Here is a 16193-nt window from a genome sequence, read left to right as displayed (position 1 = left end):
TACCGTCCTCAGTTTTACTTCCGTACGACTGACGTCACCGGCACGATTGAATTGCCTGCGGACAAGGAAATGGTTCTGCCTGGCGATAACGTCTCGATCAAGGTCAGCCTGATTGCCCCAATCGCCATGGAAGAAGGCTTGCGCTTCGCCATTCGCGAAGGTGGCCGTACGGTCGGTGCCGGTGTCGTTGCCACCATCATCAAATAAGCAGTAAAGTTGTATGGCGGACAAGCCCAAAGGGTTGCTCCGCCGGAAGTGTTAAAAGGTGGTGAGGCCAAAACTGGTTCACCACCTTTCGGGGTCTAGGGGCATAGCTCAATTGGCAGAGCGTCGGTCTCCAAAACCGAAGGTTGTAGGTTCGATTCCTACTGCCCCTGCCACACAATCAGTTTCATCGCAGCCGCAAATCGCGGCGCCACTCGCCGGAATATGTCGAATAGCAACATAGTAACCGTTACCAGTACCACAGATCGCGTCAAGCTGGGTCTGGCGGTGCTTGTTATCGTGGCCGGCATTGTCGGCTACTCGATGCTCGAAGGTCAGCCCGGTATTGCGCGCGTAGGCGTGTTTATTGGCAGCCTTGTCATCGCTGCTGTCATTGCCTGGTTCAGCGAACCCGGACGTCGCACCATCAGCTTCGCTCGCGACTCCTATAACGAAGTCAAGCGTGTTGTCTGGCCGACCCGTAAAGAAACCACGCAAATGACGGGCATCGTTTTTGTGTTCGTCGTGGTCATGGGTATCTTGTTGTGGATCGTCGACAAAGGTCTGGAGCGGGTCATATACGGCCTGCTTTTAGGCTGGAAATAAAGGGCACACATGAGCAAGCGTTGGTATGTCGTACACGTTTATTCCGGAATGGAAAAAAGCGTGCACAAGGCACTGGTCGAGCGCATCGAGCGTGCGGGTCTAGAAACGTCATTTGGGCGCATCCTGGTCCCGTCAGAAGAAGTCCTCGAGGTAAAGGGCGGCAAGAAGTCCATTACTGAACGACGCATTTTCCCCGGTTACGTATTGGTCGAGATGGATCTCACCGACGAAACCTGGCACTTAGTAAAGAACACCAACCGGGTTACCGGTTTCCTTGGCGGTTCCGGTAACCGTCCCGCGCCCATCTCCGACCGCGAAGTCGATAAAATTCTTTCGCAAATGGAAGAGGGCGTCGAGAAACCGAAGCCTAAAGTCCTCTTTGAAGTCGGCGAAATGGTCCGTGTCAAAGAAGGCCCGTTCGCTGATTTCAACGGCAATGTCGAAGACGTCAACTACGAGAAAAGCAAGGTGCGTGTGTCCGTCACAATTTTCGGACGTGCAACACCTGTTGAACTGGATTTTGGTCAGGTCGAAAAAACCTGAATTTTTTAAACCCCGGGGAGCCAGTCGCGCTTATATGACGACTGGTGATTGAACCCGCAAGGAGCTAAGCATGGCGAAGAAAATCGTCGGCTTTATCAAGCTGCAAGTACCAGCTGGTAAGGCTAACCCCTCACCCCCTATCGGTCCGGCGCTGGGTCAGCGCGGTCTGAACATCATGGAATTCTGCAAGGCGTTCAACGCCAAAACCCAAGGCCTCGAGCCAGGTTTGCCAATTCCAGTGGTCATTACCGCCTACGCAGACAAGAGCTTCACCTTCATCATGAAGACGCCGCCTGCCACTGTCCTGATCAAAAAGGCCATTGGTTTGCAGAAAGGCTCGGCTCGTCCGAACCAGGATAAGGTAGGCGTTCTGACGCGTGCCCAGGCTGAAGAAATTGCCAAGGCCAAAGCTCCCGATCTGACGGCGGCCGATCTCGACGCAGCCGTACGTACGGTTACTGGCAGCGCCCGCAGCATGGGCATTACGGTTGAAGGGGTTTAATATGGCTAAGCTGAACAAACGTGCAGCCGCTATTGCTGCCAAGATCGACCGTAACAAGTTCTATCCTGTCGCCGAAGCCTTGGCGCTGGTTAAAGAAACCGCTACGGCAAAATTCAATGAATCCATCGACGTGGCTGTGCAATTAGGGATCGACCCTAAAAAATCCGACCAGTTGGTTCGTGGCTCGGTTGTACTGCCCGCTGGTACCGGAAAATCGGTCCGTGTGGCTGTATTTGCGCAAGGCGAGAAAGCCGAAGCTGCTAAAGCCGCTGGCGCCGATATCGTCGGGCTGGACGACCTGGCAGACGCCATCAAGGCCGGTCAGATCGATTTCGACGTGGTCATTGCTTCGCCAGACACCATGCGCGTTGTCGGCGCCCTGGGTCAAATCCTTGGTCCTCGCGGCCTGATGCCTAACCCGAAGGTTGGCACCGTGACTCCTGACGTCGTTACCGCCGTCAAGAATGCCAAGGCAGGTCAAGTGCAGTACCGTACCGACAAGGCCGGCATCATTCACGCCACTATCGGTCGCGCCTCGTTTGGCGTAGAACAATTGCAATCCAACCTGACCGCTCTGGTCGATGCCCTGAGCAAGGCGCGTCCGACTGCAGCAAAAGGTGTGTATCTGCGCAAAGTAGCCGTTTCGTCCACGATGGGCGGCGGTGCACGCGTAGAGATAGCTTCCCTGACGGCTTGATAAAAGCTGCAGGGAAAAAGAACTTTGGGCCGTGTCTGGGTTCGCCAGACATTGCTGTCAAAGACCGCTGGAGCAATGCCGTGAACGGTATCCGTACCAAAACGGCAGCGCTTAATTTCAGGCTGTTTACAGACTGAGTCCAGCGCAGACGGCGCCCATGGAAGAATTCTTGTTTTTTTAAAGAACTCGACCAGGTGCGCCGCATTCGGTTGACGCAAGGGACCCTCCCATGCGTCTTTAGATGGAGTGTTCAAACCGTGAGTCTCAATCGTCAAGAGAAAGCGGTAGTCATCGAGGAAGTCACTGCACAAGTTGCAAAGGCTCAATCGATCATTATCGCTGAGTACCGTGGTCTGGACGTCGCCTCTGTTACCGTATTGCGCAAAACTGCGCGTGAGTCGGGTGTGTATCTGCGTGTCCTTAAAAACACGCTGGTCCGTCGTGCTGTTGCGGGAAGTCCCTTCGAGGAACTCTCTCCACAGCTGACCGGTCCGCTAATCTATGCGCTTAGCACGGATCCGGTCTCGGCGGCAAAAGTACTTGCCGGTTTCGCAAAGACCAATGACAAGCTGGTTATCAAAGGCGGGGCATTGCCCAATAACGTCTTGAGCCAAGATGGTGTGAAGGCCTTGGCCACCATGCCGTCGCGCGACGAGTTGATCTCGAAACTTATGGGTACGATGCAAGCCCCAGTCACGCAATTTGTGCGTACGCTCAACGAAGTTCCCACCAAGTTCGTACGCGGCCTCGCGGCTGTGCGCGATCAGAAGGAAACTGCTTAAGCAGACCCTTCGGATTTCGTCGAACCGAGCGACACCCAACCCTGGCATTTTCAATATTTGGAGTTTTTTAAAATGGCATTAAGCAAAGCTGAAATCCTTGACGCTATCGCTAGCATGACCGTGCTCGAGTTGTCCGAGCTGATCAAGGAAATGGAAGAAAAATTTGGCGTGTCGGCTGCTGCCGCCGCTGTCGCTGTTGCTGCTCCTGCTGCTGGCGCTGCCGCTGCAGAAGAACAAACAGAGTTCACATTGGTATTGGCTGAAATCGGCGCAAACAAAGTTAGCGTCATTAAAGCCGTACGTGAAATCACTGGTCTTGGCTTGAAAGAAGCTAAGGACCTGGTTGACGGCGCACCAAAGCCAGTTAAAGAAAGCATGTCTAAAGCAGATGCTGAAGCTGCCAAGAAAAAGCTTGAAGAAGCTGGCGCAAAAGCTGAACTTAAATAAGTCAGTTTTCGCTTGCCCGGGAAGCGCCAAGGCCTTCCCGGGCTTTTGCGTTTCCAGAAAACCCGCGATTCAGGCCTGTTTTTTGCCTTAGTCGGGTTTTCTGGAGTCGTAAACCAGGGCCGTGGTTGACGGCCCATGTAACCCTCGAGTCGGAGTGCTCATGCCTTATTCGTTCACCGAAAAAAAGCGCATACGCAAGAGCTTCGCCAAGCGTGAAGACGTCCAGGACGTCCCTTACCTTTTGGCGACTCAACTGCAATCATTTAAAACATTTCTGCAGGCGGATACTACACCTTCCAAACGCAAAGATGAAGGCCTGCAAGCGGCTTTCAGTTCTATCTTCCCAATCGTTAGCCATAATCAGATGGCACGACTTGAGTTCGTCAGCTACGTGCTTGGCGAACCCGTATTTGACGTCAAAGAATGTCAACTTCGCGGTCTGACTTATGCTTCTCCGTTGCGTGCGAAAGTGCGCCTGGTCCTTCTGGATCGCGAAGTAAGCAAGCCTACCGTAAAGGAAGTAAAAGAGCAGGAAGTATACATGGGCGAAATTCCGCTCATGACCAATACGGGCTCCTTTGTAATTAATGGTACAGAACGCGTTATCGTTTCACAATTGCACCGGTCGCCCGGTGTGTTCTTCGAGCATGATCGCGGTAAAACGCACAGCTCGGGAAAACTGCTGTTTTCTGCACGCGTAATTCCCTACCGTGGTTCGTGGCTGGACTTCGAGTTCGATCCCAAGGACGTTCTGTTCTTCCGTGTCGACCGTCGTCGCAAAATGCCTGTCACCATCCTGCTGAAAGCGATCGGGATGACACCCGAAGCCATCCTGGCGTATTTCTCTGATTTCGACAATTTCGAAGTTCATAAGGAAGGCGGCACGCTGGAATTTGTCGCCGAACGCTGGAAGGGCGACGTTGCTCACTTTGACATCACCGACCGTGAAGGCAAAGTTATCGTCGAAAAAGACAAGCGCATCAACGCGAAACATCTGCGCGACCTGGCTGCTGCCAAGGTCGAGCGCGTTTCCGTGCCCGAAGATTTCCTTCTGGGCCGCGTGCTTGCCAAGGGCGTGATCAATCCCGAAACGGGCGAAGTCATTGCGAACGCGAACGACGAAATCACCGAATCGACTCTGGCCGATTTGCGCGCCGCCAATATCCACGAAATTCAGACGCTGTACATCAACGATCTGGACCGTGGCGGCTATATCTCGCAAACACTGCGTACCGATGAGACCGCAGATCAAATGGCGGCTCGTGTTGCCATTTATCGCATGATGCGCCCCGGCGAGCCTCCTACCGAGGACGCCGTCGAAGCGTTGTTCCAGCGTCTGTTCTACAGCGAAGATGCATACGATCTGTCGCGTGTAGGCCGCATGAAGGTCAATAGCCGCCTTGGCCACGGTGAAGATATCACCGGTCCCATGACACTCACCAACGAAGACATTCTCGAAACCATCATGGTTTTGGTCGAGCTTCGTAACGGCCGTGGCCAGATCGACGATATCGATCACCTTGGCAATCGTCGTGTGCGTTGTGTCGGCGAATTGGCAGAAAATCAGTTCCGTGCCGGATTGGTCCGTGTCGAGCGCGCCGTCAAAGAGCGTCTGGGCCAGGCCGAGACCGAAAATCTCATGCCGCACGACCTGATCAATTCCAAGCCTATCTCGGCGGCCATCAAGGAATTCTTCGGTTCAAGCCAGTTGTCGCAGTTCATGGACCAAACCAACCCATTGTCCGAAATTACGCACAAGCGTCGCGTATCGGCATTGGGACCTGGCGGTCTGACGCGTGAACGCGCGGGCTTCGAAGTGCGAGACGTGCACCCGACTCACTATGGTCGTGTCTGCCCGATTGAAACACCGGAAGGTCCGAACATTGGTCTGATCAACTCCATGGCGTTGTATGCTCGTTTGAACGAGTACGGCTTCCTGGAAACACCTTACCGCAAGATCATCGACGGCAAGGTCAGCACACAGATCGACTACCTGTCGGCGATTGAAGAAAGCCACTACGTTATTGCCCAGGCTAACGCCGAGCTTGACGACGAAGGCCGTTTCGCAGACGAACTGGTGGCTTGCCGCGAGGCTGGCGAAACGATCATGACGGCGCCGTCGAACGTGCACTACATGGACGTCGCGCCATCGCAGATCGTGTCAGTGGCAGCATCGCTGATTCCGTTCCTCGAGCACGATGACGCCAACCGGGCACTGATGGGCGCCAACATGCAACGCCAGGCAGTTCCTTGCCTGCGCCCTGAAAAACCACTCGTCGGTACGGGCATCGAGCGCACTGTTGCCGTCGACTCCGGTACAACCGTGCAGGCGATTCGTGGTGGTATCGTGGATCACGTCGACGCCGAGCGCGTGGTGATTCGCGTCAACGACGAAGAAGACATTGCGGGGCAGGTCGGTGTAGACATCTACAATCTGATCAAGTACACACGTTCCAACCAGAACACCAATATCAACCAGCGTCCTATCGTCAAGCGTGGCGATCACGTGGCGCGTGGCGACGTTCTGGCCGACGGTGCATCGACCGATCTGGGTGAACTGGCGCTGGGCCAGAACATGCTTATCGCGTTCATGCCCTGGAACGGTTACAACTTCGAAGATTCAATCTTGATCTCCGAAAAAATCGTTGCAGACGACCGCTACACGTCGATTCACATCGAAGAACTCACGGTCGTTGCGCGCGATACCAAGCTTGGCGCTGAAGAAATTACGCGCGACATCAGTAACCTGGCTGAGACTCAGTTGAATCGCCTGGACGATTCCGGCATTGTCTATATTGGTGCGGAAGTCCGCGCCGACGACGTGCTGGTAGGCAAGGTCACGCCAAAGGGCGAGACCCAGCTGACTCCGGAAGAAAAACTGCTGCGCGCCATCTTCGGCGAGAAGGCCTCCGATGTCAAAGACACATCGCTGCGCGTGCCATCGGGCATGGTTGGCACCGTCATTGACGTTCAGGTCTTTACCCGCGAAGGGATCGAACGCGATAAACGTGCCCAGTCGATTATTGACGACGAGCTGCGCCGCTATCGCCAAGACCTGAACGATCAGTTGCGTATTGTCGAGAACGATACCTTCGATCGTATCGGCAAGTTCCTGGTCGGCAAAACGGTTAACGGCGGTCCACGCAAGCTGGCGAAGGGCGCTGAACTGACGACCGAATACCTGACCGACCTGGATCGCTGGCAGTGGTTTGACATACGCTTGTCCGACGAAGCGCACGCTTTGGTGCTTGAGCAGGCCAAGGAATCGGTAGAACAGAAACGTCACGAATTTGATCTGGCCTTTGAAGAAAAGCGCAAGAAACTGACTCAGGGCGACGAACTGCCTCCAGGCGTGCTCAAGATGATCAAGGTTTACCTTGCCGTCAAGCGCCGCTTGCAGCCAGGTGACAAGATGGCCGGTCGTCACGGTAACAAGGGTGTTGTTTCGCGCATTACCCCGATCGAAGACATGCCACACATGGCCGACGGCACACCCGCGGACATCGTTCTGAACCCCTTGGGCGTACCTTCACGGATGAACGTGGGTCAGGTTCTGGAAGTGCATTTGGGCTGGGCTGCCAAAGGCGTGGGCTATCGCATTGCCGACATGCTCGAAGATGAAAAGAGTGTCCAGATCAAGGATATTCGCGCCTATCTCGAGAAGGTCTATAACAGCACCGGCGCTTCGTCCCGCCTTGACCAACTCACCGACGATGAAGTCGTCGAAATGGCTCATAACCTGAAAAATGGCGTGCCGCTGGCAACGCCGGTATTCGACGGGGCAACGGAAGAAGAAATTTCCAAGATGCTGGAGCTGGCCTATCCGGACGACGTTGCCGAGCGCTTGAAGCTTACGGATACTCGTACGCAGGCATGGCTGGTTGACGGTCGGACGGGTGAGCAATTCGAACGTCCAGTTACGATCGGATACATGCACTACCTGAAACTGCATCACTTGGTTGACGACAAGATGCATGCGCGTTCTACTGGTCCATATTCGTTGGTTACGCAACAGCCATTGGGCGGTAAAGCTCAGTTCGGTGGACAGCGTTTCGGGGAAATGGAAGTCTGGGCGCTCGAAGCTTACGGTGCTGCGTATACCTTGCAGGAAATGCTTACCGTCAAGTCTGACGATATTGCAGGCCGGACCAAAGTGTACGAAAACATCGTCAAGGGCGACCACGTCATCGACGCCGGTATGCCAGAGTCGTTTAACGTGCTGGTCAAAGAAATTAGATCCCTGTCCCTGGACATGGATTTGGAGCGTAAATAATGAAAGCGCTACTCGATCTGTTTAAACAAGTCTCGCAAGACGAGCAATTCGATGCCATCAAGATCGGCATCGCGTCGCCTGAAAAAGTGCGGTCATGGTCCTATGGCGAAGTTCGCAAGCCTGAAACCATCAACTACCGTACTTTCAAGCCCGAGCGCGATGGCCTGTTCTGCGCCAAAATATTTGGCCCGATCAAAGACTATGAGTGCCTTTGCGGCAAGTACAAGCGTCTTAAGCACCGCGGTGTTATATGCGAAAAGTGCGGCGTTGAAGTTACCGTTGCCAAGGTTCGCCGTGAACGCATGGGCCATATTGAGCTGGCCAGCCCTGTAGCGCACATCTGGTTCCTCAAGAGCCTGCCGTCGCGTCTGGGCATGGTGCTCGACATGACCTTGCGCGACATCGAACGCGTACTGTATTTCGAGGCATGGTGCGTTATCGAACCTGGCATGACACCGCTCAAGCGCGGTCAAATCATGTCCGATGACGACTTCCTGGCCAAGACTGAAGAGTACGGCGACGATTTCCACGCCCTGATGGGTGCGGAAGCCGTGCGCGAACTGCTGCGCACCATTGATATCGACCGCGATGTCGAAGTCCTGCGTGCCGAGCTCAAAGCGACATCGTCCGATGCCAAGATCAAGAAGATTTCCAAGCGTCTGAAAGTCTTGGAAGGCTTCCAGAAATCGGGCATTAAGCCAGAATGGATGGTCATGGAAGTACTTCCAGTACTGCCACCTGATCTGCGTCCGCTGGTACCGCTCGATGGCGGCCGCTTTGCAACTTCCGACCTCAACGACCTGTATCGCCGCGTCATCAACCGCAATAATCGTCTGAAACGCCTGCTCGAACTGAAGGCTCCGGACATTATCCTGCGCAACGAAAAACGCATGCTGCAGGAATCGGTTGATTCGCTGCTCGACAACGGTCGCCGCGGCAAGGCCATGACGGGCGCCAACAAGCGCCAGCTCAAGTCCCTGGCCGACATGATCAAAGGCAAGAGCGGTCGTTTCCGTCAGAACTTGCTGGGCAAGCGGGTCGACTACTCGGGTCGTTCGGTTATCGTGGTCGGGCCACAGCTCAAGCTGCACCAGTGTGGTCTGCCCAAGCTGATGGCACTGGAACTCTTCAAACCCTTCATTTTCAATCGTCTTGAAATGATGGGACTGGCCACCACCATCAAGGCGGCCAAGAAGCTGGTCGAAACCCAAGAGCCTGTGGTCTGGGATATTCTCGAAGAAGTCATTCGCGAACACCCGGTCATGCTGAACCGCGCCCCTACCTTGCACCGTCTGGGTATTCAAGCCTTCGAACCGGTCCTTATCGAAGGTAAGGCCATTCAGCTGCACCCGCTGGTTTGCGCCGCGTTCAACGCCGACTTCGACGGTGACCAGATGGCCGTTCACGTGCCGCTGTCGCTCGAAGCTCAGCTGGAAGCGCGCACGCTTATGCTGGCCTCGAACAACATCCTGTTTCCGGCCAATGGCGAACCGTCTATCGTGCCGTCGCAGGATATCGTGCTGGGTCTTTACTACACCACACGCGAACGTACGAACGGTAAAGGCGAAGGCCTGTTCTTCATGGACGTCGAAGAAGTTCAGCGCGCCTATGACAACCGTGAAGTCGAACTGCAAAGTCGCGTTACCGTTCGCTTGAACGAGTACGAAAAAGACGCGCAGGGCCAATGGCAACCATTACTGAAGCGTTTCGAGACCACAGTCGGTCGCGCATTGCTGTCAGAAATTCTGCCGCACGGCTTGCCGTTTTCGGTGTTGAACCGTCCGCTTAAAAAGAAAGAAATTTCGCGCCTGATCAATCAGTCGTTCCGCCGCTGCGGATTGCGTGCAACGGTAATTTTCGCCGACAAGCTGATGCAGGCCGGCTTCCGCTTGGCTACCCGGGGCGGTATTTCCATCGCCATGGGCGATATGCTGATCCCCTCGGTCAAGGAAGAAATCCTTAGCCAGGCGACCAAAGAAGTCAAAGAGATCGACAAACAGTATTCGTCGGGTCTGGTTACGTCGCAAGAGCGTTATAACAACGTGGTCGATATCTGGGGCAAGGCTGGCGACAAGGTCGGCAAGGCCATGATGGAACAGCTTTCCACCGAGCCCGTGATTAACCGTCATGGCGAGGAAGTGCGTCAGGAATCGTTCAACTCCATCTACATGATGGCTGACTCGGGCGCCCGCGGTTCAGCGGCTCAGATTCGTCAGCTGGCCGGTATGCGTGGCCTGATGGCCAAGCCTGACGGTTCGATTATCGAAACGCCTATTACTGCCAATTTCCGTGAAGGCCTTAACGTACTTCAGTACTTTATTTCCACTCACGGTGCACGTAAAGGCTTGGCCGATACCGCCCTTAAAACGGCGAACTCGGGTTACCTGACACGCCGTCTGGTAGACGTAACGCAAGATCTGGTCATTACGATGTCCGATTGCGGCACATCGCGTGGCTACCTGATGAAAGCCATCGTCGAAGGTGGCGAGGTCATTGAGCCTTTGCGCGATCGAATTCTGGGTCGTGTAGTGGCCGCCGATATCGTCAACCCTGAGACTCAGGAAACGGCGTTGACCGCCGGTACACTGCTGGATGAAGACCTGGTTGATTACGTCGACAGCCTGGGTGTGGATGAAGTCAAGGTGCGCACGCCGCTTACTTGCGAAACACGTCACGGATTGTGTGCCCATTGCTACGGTCGCGACCTGGGTCGTGGCAGCATGGTCAGCCGCGGTGAGGCTATCGGCGTTATTGCCGCCCAGTCCATTGGGGAACCAGGCACGCAGCTTACGATGCGTACGTTCCACATTGGTGGTGCGGCGTCCCGTGCCGCCATGGCCAGCTCGGTTGAAACCAAGTCGGCAGGCACGATTGGCTTTGCGATTGGTTTGCGCTACGTTACCAACGCCAAGGGCGACCGGATTGCCATTTCGCGTTCAGGCGAAATCGTCATATTCGATGACAATCGCCGCGAACGCGAACGTCACAAGATCCCGTACGGTGCCACGATTGCTGTGGGCGATTCCGAACAGGTCAAAGCCGGCCAGCGTCTGGCCAGTTGGGATCCGTTGACCCGTCCTATCGTGTCCGAATATGCCGGTCTCGTCCGCTTCGAGAACATCGAAGAGGGCGTGACGGTAGCAAGACAGCTTGATGAAGTGACCGGTTTGTCGACGCTAGTTGTGATTACGCCCAAGACACGTGGCGGCAAGATCATGATGCGTCCGCAGATCAAGCTCATCAACGATGCGGGCGAAGAAGTCAAGATTGCCGGCACCGATCACTCGGTAAACATCACCTTCCCGGTTGGCGCACTGATCACCGTGCGCGACGGCATGCAGGTTTCCATCGGTGAAGTTCTGGCGCGTATTCCACAAGAATCGCAAAAGACTCGCGATATTACCGGCGGTCTGCCCCGCGTGGCGGAATTGTTCGAAGCGCGTTCGCCAAAAGACGCCGGCATGCTTGCCGACGTTACAGGTACCGTTTCTTTCGGTAAGGACACCAAGGGCAAACAGCGTCTGGTCATTACCGACCTCGACGGCATCAGCCACGAATTCCTGATTGCTAAAGAAAAGCAGGTGCTCGTGCATGACGGCCAGGTGGTAAACAAGGGCGAAATGATTGTTGATGGTCCGGCCGATCCGCACGATATCCTGCGTCTGCAAGGTATCGAACGTCTCGCCAGCTACGTCGTCAATGAAGTCCAGGACGTCTACCGCTTGCAGGGCGTAAAGATCAACGACAAGCACATCGAAGTGATTGTTCGTCAGATGTTGCGTCGTGTGAACATCACCAATGCTGGCGACACCAGCTTCATTACAGGTGAGCAGGTCGAGCGCTCCGAATTGCTGAACGAAAACGATCGCATGGAAGCCGAAAGCAAGATTCCAGCTACCTACGACAACGTATTGCTGGGTATTACCAAGGCATCGCTGTCGACCGATTCGTTCATCTCTGCAGCATCGTTCCAGGAAACCACACGGGTCCTGACCGAAGCGGCAATCATGGGCAAGCGAGACGATCTGCGCGGCTTGAAGGAAAACGTCATTGTCGGACGCCTGATCCCTGCAGGTACGGGTATGGCGTATCACATAGCGCGCAAAGACAAAGAGGCCCATGAAGCGGCCGAACGTCAAGCCGCACGTGCAATGGCGAATCCTTTCGAGGATACGCCGCCGGTTGAAGTTGCCGAAGCGCATGACGAGTCTGCGTCAGACGAAGTCACCGGTTCAGCCGAAGAGTAAATCGACGGTTCGCTGTAAAGAAAACCGGGTGCTTGCACCCGGTTTTTTTGTTGCCCGCCCACATGTTAATGTCGTGTACCGGCGCCGCCCTACGCAGCCCTAGCTTGGAAGCGGGCCCCCGTGCTGAGCCAGGCCCTTGTGCTGGGCTTTTGCAAGGAAGCATGTGTTCCGGCTAGGCGTAAGCCCCTGTTATGTCGCGAATCCACATCGATTTTCGCTAAATAGCGCAGTGAAGTATATTTCTTGACCTTTTCTTTGGTGGCATGCTACGATGGCGAGCTTACTAAAGGGTCTATTTGCCAAAATACCTTTAGCAAGACTGCCCGTATCTGCAGAAAAAGCTAGATACACCAGCAAGAATTGCCGCAAGACCCGCTCTTTTACGTTTTTTCGTGTCAGGCGGTTTTTGCGCAAAACCGCCTGAGGCTCCATTAGTGTTCGGCCATGCCGGCACTATAGCAACAGGCGTCTCATTTAAATACGTTAGTCAGTACGCAAGTACAAAATACGTAAAAGACACAGGATGCGTAAAGGTCATGCCAACCATTAGCCAACTCGTGCGCAAGCCGCGCGAAGTAAGTCGCGAGAACAGCAAGAGCCCCGCGCTCGAAAACTGCCCGCAGCGCCGTGGTGTTTGCACTCGCGTGTACACCACTACCCCTAAAAAACCTAACTCGGCTTTGCGTAAAGTCGCCAAGGTTCGTCTTACCAACGGTTTCGAAGTTATTTCGTACATCGGCGGTGAAGGTCACAACTTGCAGGAACACTCTGTCGTTCTGGTTCGTGGTGGTCGTGTAAAAGACTTGCCAGGCGTTCGTTACCACATCGTCCGCGGTTCGCTTGACTTGCAAGGTGTTAAAGACCGCAAGCAGTCGCGTTCCAAGTACGGTGCAAAGCGCCCGAAAAAAGCCTAAGTTATTCCATCGTCCAGCCTGTCTGGTCATCTCAGTGCAGCCGTGGGCGTGCGCCCATAGCATGTAAGTGACCCTTTCCAATAAAGTGGTCGTGGCCGCATAAAGCGGTTCAACTGAACTGTCACAAGGAAGTTAAAATGCCTCGTCGTCGCGAAGTCCCCAAACGTGAGATTCTCCCCGATCCAAAATTCGGCAGCGTAGAACTCGCGAAATTCATGAACGTTGTTATGTTGTCTGGTAAAAAAGCTGTAGCGGAACGCATCATCTACGGTGCTTTTTCCCAGATTCAGGCTAAAACTGGCAAAGAGCCTATCGAGGTTTTCAATCTCGCCATTAACAACATCAAGCCTCTCGTTGAGGTCAAGAGCCGCCGCGTAGGTGGTGCAAACTATCAAGTTCCAGTTGAAGTGCGCCCTGTGCGCCGCCTGGCACTGGCCATGCGCTGGTTGCGTGAAGCAGCCAAGAAGCGTGGTGAGAAATCGATGGATTTGCGCCTGGCCGGCGAATTGCTTGACGCCTCCGAAGGTCGTGGCGGGGCAATGAAAAAGCGTGAAGACACGCACAAGATGGCAGAGGCCAACAAGGCATTCAGCCATTTCCGTTGGTAATCTAAGGACACTATCATGGCCCGCAAAACCCCAATCGAGCGCTATCGCAATATTGGTATCTCTGCGCACATCGATGCAGGGAAAACCACCACGACAGAGCGCATCCTGTTCTACACCGGCGTCAACCACAAGATTGGCGAAACCCATGAAGGCTCTGCCACCATGGACTGGATGGAGCAGGAACAAGAGCGTGGCATTACCATTACTTCGGCTGCTACCACGGCATTCTGGCGTGGTATGAGTACGGATCGCCCCGAGCATCGTATTAACATCATCGACACCCCGGGACACGTCGACTTCACTATCGAAGTCGAGCGCTCCATGCGCGTCCTTGATGGCGCCTGCATGGTGTATTGCGCTGTGGGCGGCGTGCAGCCTCAGTCGGAAACCGTATGGCGCCAAGCCAACAAGTACGGTGTGCCGCGTCTCGCGTTCATCAACAAGATGGACCGTACCGGTGCCAATTTCTTCAAGGTCTATGACCAGCTGAAATTGCGCCTGAAAGCCAATCCTGTGCCTATCGTTATACCCATCGGCGCAGAAGACACTTTCAAGGGCGTGGTCGACCTCGTCAAAATGAAAGGCATCGTCTGGGACGAAGCCAGCCAGGGCATGAAGTTCGAATACACCGACATCCCTGCTGATCTCGTCGACGAGGCCAACGAATGGCATGAAAAGCTGCTCGAGTCGGCTGCGGAATCGTCTGAAGAGCTGATGAACAAGTATCTGGAAACAGGCACTTTGTCAGAAGACGAAATCAATCTCGGTATTCGCACTCGCACCATCGCTGGCGAAATCCAGCCAATGCTATGCGGTACAGCGTTCAAGAACAAAGGCGTGCAGCGCATGCTCGACGCCGTGCTCGACTACCTGCCCTCACCGATTGACATTCCTCCGGTCGAAGGCATGGACGATGAAGGCAATGCCGTCAGCCTGCCGGCAGACGACAACGCCAAGTTCTCGGCATTGGCATTCAAGCTCATGAGCGATCCGTTCGTGGGTCAGCTGACTTTCGTGCGTGTGTATTCCGGTGTCCTCAAATCGGGCGAAACGGTCTTCAACCCCATCAAGGGCAAAAAAGAGCGTATCGGCCGTATTTTGCAGATGCACGCGAACAACCGCGCCGAAATCAAGGAAGTTCTGGCAGGCGACATCGCTGCTGTGGTGGGTCTGAAAGACGTAACCACTGGCGAAACGCTATGTGATCTCGATTCGCACATCTTGCTCGAGCGCATGATCTTCCCAGAGCCCGTGATTTCGCAAGCTGTCGAGCCCAAGACCAAAGCCGACCAGGAAAAAATGGGTATTGCGCTGTCGCGCCTTGCCCAGGAAGATCCTTCCTTCCGCGTACGCAGCGACGAAGAATCCGGCCAGACCATTATTTCGGGTATGGGCGAGCTTCACCTCGAAGTGCTGGTCGATCGCATGCGCCGTGAATTCGGTGTGGAAGCCAACGTGGGCAAACCTCAAGTGGCTTACCGCGAAACGATTCGCAAGACTTGCGAAGAAATCGAAGGGAAATTCGTCAAGCAGTCGGGCGGTCGTGGTCAGTACGGTCACGTTGTGCTCAAGGTCGAGCCTTTGCCTCCTGGCGGTGGTTATGAATTCGTCGACGCGATCAAGGGCGGTGTGGTTCCTCGTGAATACATTCCTGCGGTCGACAAGGGTATTCAGGAAACCTTGCCAGCTGGTGTGGTTGCGGGCTACCCGGTTGTTGACGTCAAGGTTACGCTGTTCTTTGGTTCGTACCACGACGTCGACTCGAACGAAAACGCCTTCCGTATGGCTGCCTCGATGGCATTCAAGGACGGCATGCGCAAGGCCAGCCCAGTGCTGCTCGAGCCCATGATGGCTGTGGAAGTCGAAACACCTGAAGATTATGCTGGTAACGTGATGGGCGATTTGTCTTCACGCCGTGGCATGGTCCAAGGTATGGACGACATCATCGGTGGCGGCAAGATCATCAAGGCAGAAGTGCCGTTGGCGGAAATGTTTGGGTATTCGACGACATTGCGTTCGCAAACGCAGGGTCGCGCGACCTACACGATGGAGTTCAAGCACTACGCCGAAGCTCCCAAGAACGTAGCTGATGAAGTCATTACCGCTCGCGGTAAGTAATATATAGGTCCTGCCCATCTTGTATGGTGGGCAGGTAAACTTTTTTGTTTCCTTGAAAACATTGATGGATTAAATCATGGCAAAAGGTAAGTTCGAACGTACCAAACCACACGTAAACGTAGGCACGATTGGTCACGTTGACCACGGCAAGACTACGCTGACGGCTGCGATCACGACAGTGCTGGCCACCGCCTTCGGCGGCGAAGCCAAAGGCTACGCGCAAATTGACGCGGCCCCTGAAGAAAAAGCACG

Annotated in this window: 12 protein-coding genes, 1 tRNA gene and 1 pseudogene; all 14 read left to right on the top strand. The window is 54.6% G+C overall.

Annotation, left to right across the window (positions count from 1 at the left end; genetic code table 11):
* Window positions 1–207 (top strand): annotated as a pseudogene (tuf, locus tag EKL30_RS18575) (elongation factor Tu); the annotation flags it as partial.
* Window positions 208–304: 97 nt separating this feature from the next.
* Window positions 305–380 (top strand) — tRNA-Trp (locus EKL30_RS18570).
* A 49-nt stretch (window positions 381–429) separates the two neighbouring features.
* Window positions 430–810, top strand: a complete 381-nt coding sequence (secE, locus tag EKL30_RS18565) for a preprotein translocase subunit SecE (RefSeq protein WP_126708742.1) — start codon at window positions 430–432, stop codon at window positions 808–810.
* A gap of 9 nt (window positions 811–819) precedes the next feature.
* Complete coding sequence (nusG, locus tag EKL30_RS18560; protein WP_126708741.1) at window positions 820–1353, top strand: transcription termination/antitermination protein NusG; 534 nt, start codon at window positions 820–822, stop codon at window positions 1351–1353.
* 70 nt (window positions 1354–1423) lie between these two features.
* Window positions 1424–1855, top strand: a complete 432-nt coding sequence (gene rplK, locus EKL30_RS18555) for a 50S ribosomal protein L11 (RefSeq protein WP_126708740.1) — start codon at window positions 1424–1426, stop codon at window positions 1853–1855.
* 1 nt (window position 1856) lies between these two features.
* Window positions 1857–2552 carry a 50S ribosomal protein L1 gene (gene rplA, locus EKL30_RS18550; RefSeq protein ID WP_126708739.1) on the top strand — a complete coding sequence of 232 codons (696 nt, stop codon included), beginning with the start codon at window positions 1857–1859 and terminating at the stop codon, window positions 2550–2552.
* A gap of 257 nt (window positions 2553–2809) precedes the next feature.
* A complete protein-coding gene (rplJ, locus tag EKL30_RS18545; protein WP_126708738.1) occupies window positions 2810–3334 on the top strand; it encodes a 50S ribosomal protein L10 in 525 nt (174 codons plus the stop codon).
* Window positions 3335–3406: 72 nt separating this feature from the next.
* Window positions 3407–3781 carry a 50S ribosomal protein L7/L12 gene (rplL, locus tag EKL30_RS18540; RefSeq protein ID WP_126708737.1) on the top strand — a complete coding sequence of 125 codons (375 nt, stop codon included), beginning with the start codon at window positions 3407–3409 and terminating at the stop codon, window positions 3779–3781.
* A 160-nt stretch (window positions 3782–3941) separates the two neighbouring features.
* On the top strand, window positions 3942–8054 hold the full coding sequence (gene rpoB, locus EKL30_RS18535; protein ID WP_126708736.1) for a DNA-directed RNA polymerase subunit beta: 4113 nt from the start codon (window positions 3942–3944) through the stop codon (window positions 8052–8054).
* Window positions 8054–12301 carry a DNA-directed RNA polymerase subunit beta' gene (gene rpoC, locus EKL30_RS18530; protein WP_126708735.1) on the top strand — a complete coding sequence of 1416 codons (4248 nt, stop codon included), beginning with the start codon at window positions 8054–8056 and terminating at the stop codon, window positions 12299–12301. Before rpoB ends, rpoC begins: the two co-directional genes overlap by 1 nt.
* A gap of 536 nt (window positions 12302–12837) precedes the next feature.
* Window positions 12838–13215 (top strand): 30S ribosomal protein S12, encoded by a 378-nt coding sequence (gene rpsL / locus EKL30_RS18525; protein WP_073110196.1) that lies wholly within the window; start codon window positions 12838–12840, stop codon window positions 13213–13215.
* 137 nt (window positions 13216–13352) lie between these two features.
* Window positions 13353–13823: a 30S ribosomal protein S7 gene (gene rpsG / locus EKL30_RS18520; RefSeq protein ID WP_126708734.1), complete on the top strand. Its 471-nt coding sequence runs from the start codon at window positions 13353–13355 to the stop codon at window positions 13821–13823.
* Window positions 13824–13838: 15 nt separating this feature from the next.
* Window positions 13839–15941 (top strand): elongation factor G, encoded by a 2103-nt coding sequence (gene fusA / locus EKL30_RS18515; protein WP_126708733.1) that lies wholly within the window; start codon window positions 13839–13841, stop codon window positions 15939–15941.
* 76 nt (window positions 15942–16017) lie between these two features.
* The coding region (locus tag EKL30_RS18510; RefSeq protein ID WP_233583034.1) for a GTP-binding protein at window positions 16018–16193 on the top strand (176 nt) is incomplete at its 3' end.

It is taken from the genome of Candidimonas sp. SYP-B2681 (assembly GCF_003971065.1).
Classification (GTDB): Bacteria; Pseudomonadota; Gammaproteobacteria; order Burkholderiales; family Burkholderiaceae_B; genus Pollutimonas.
This window is presented reverse-complemented; position numbering and strand designations above follow the sequence as displayed.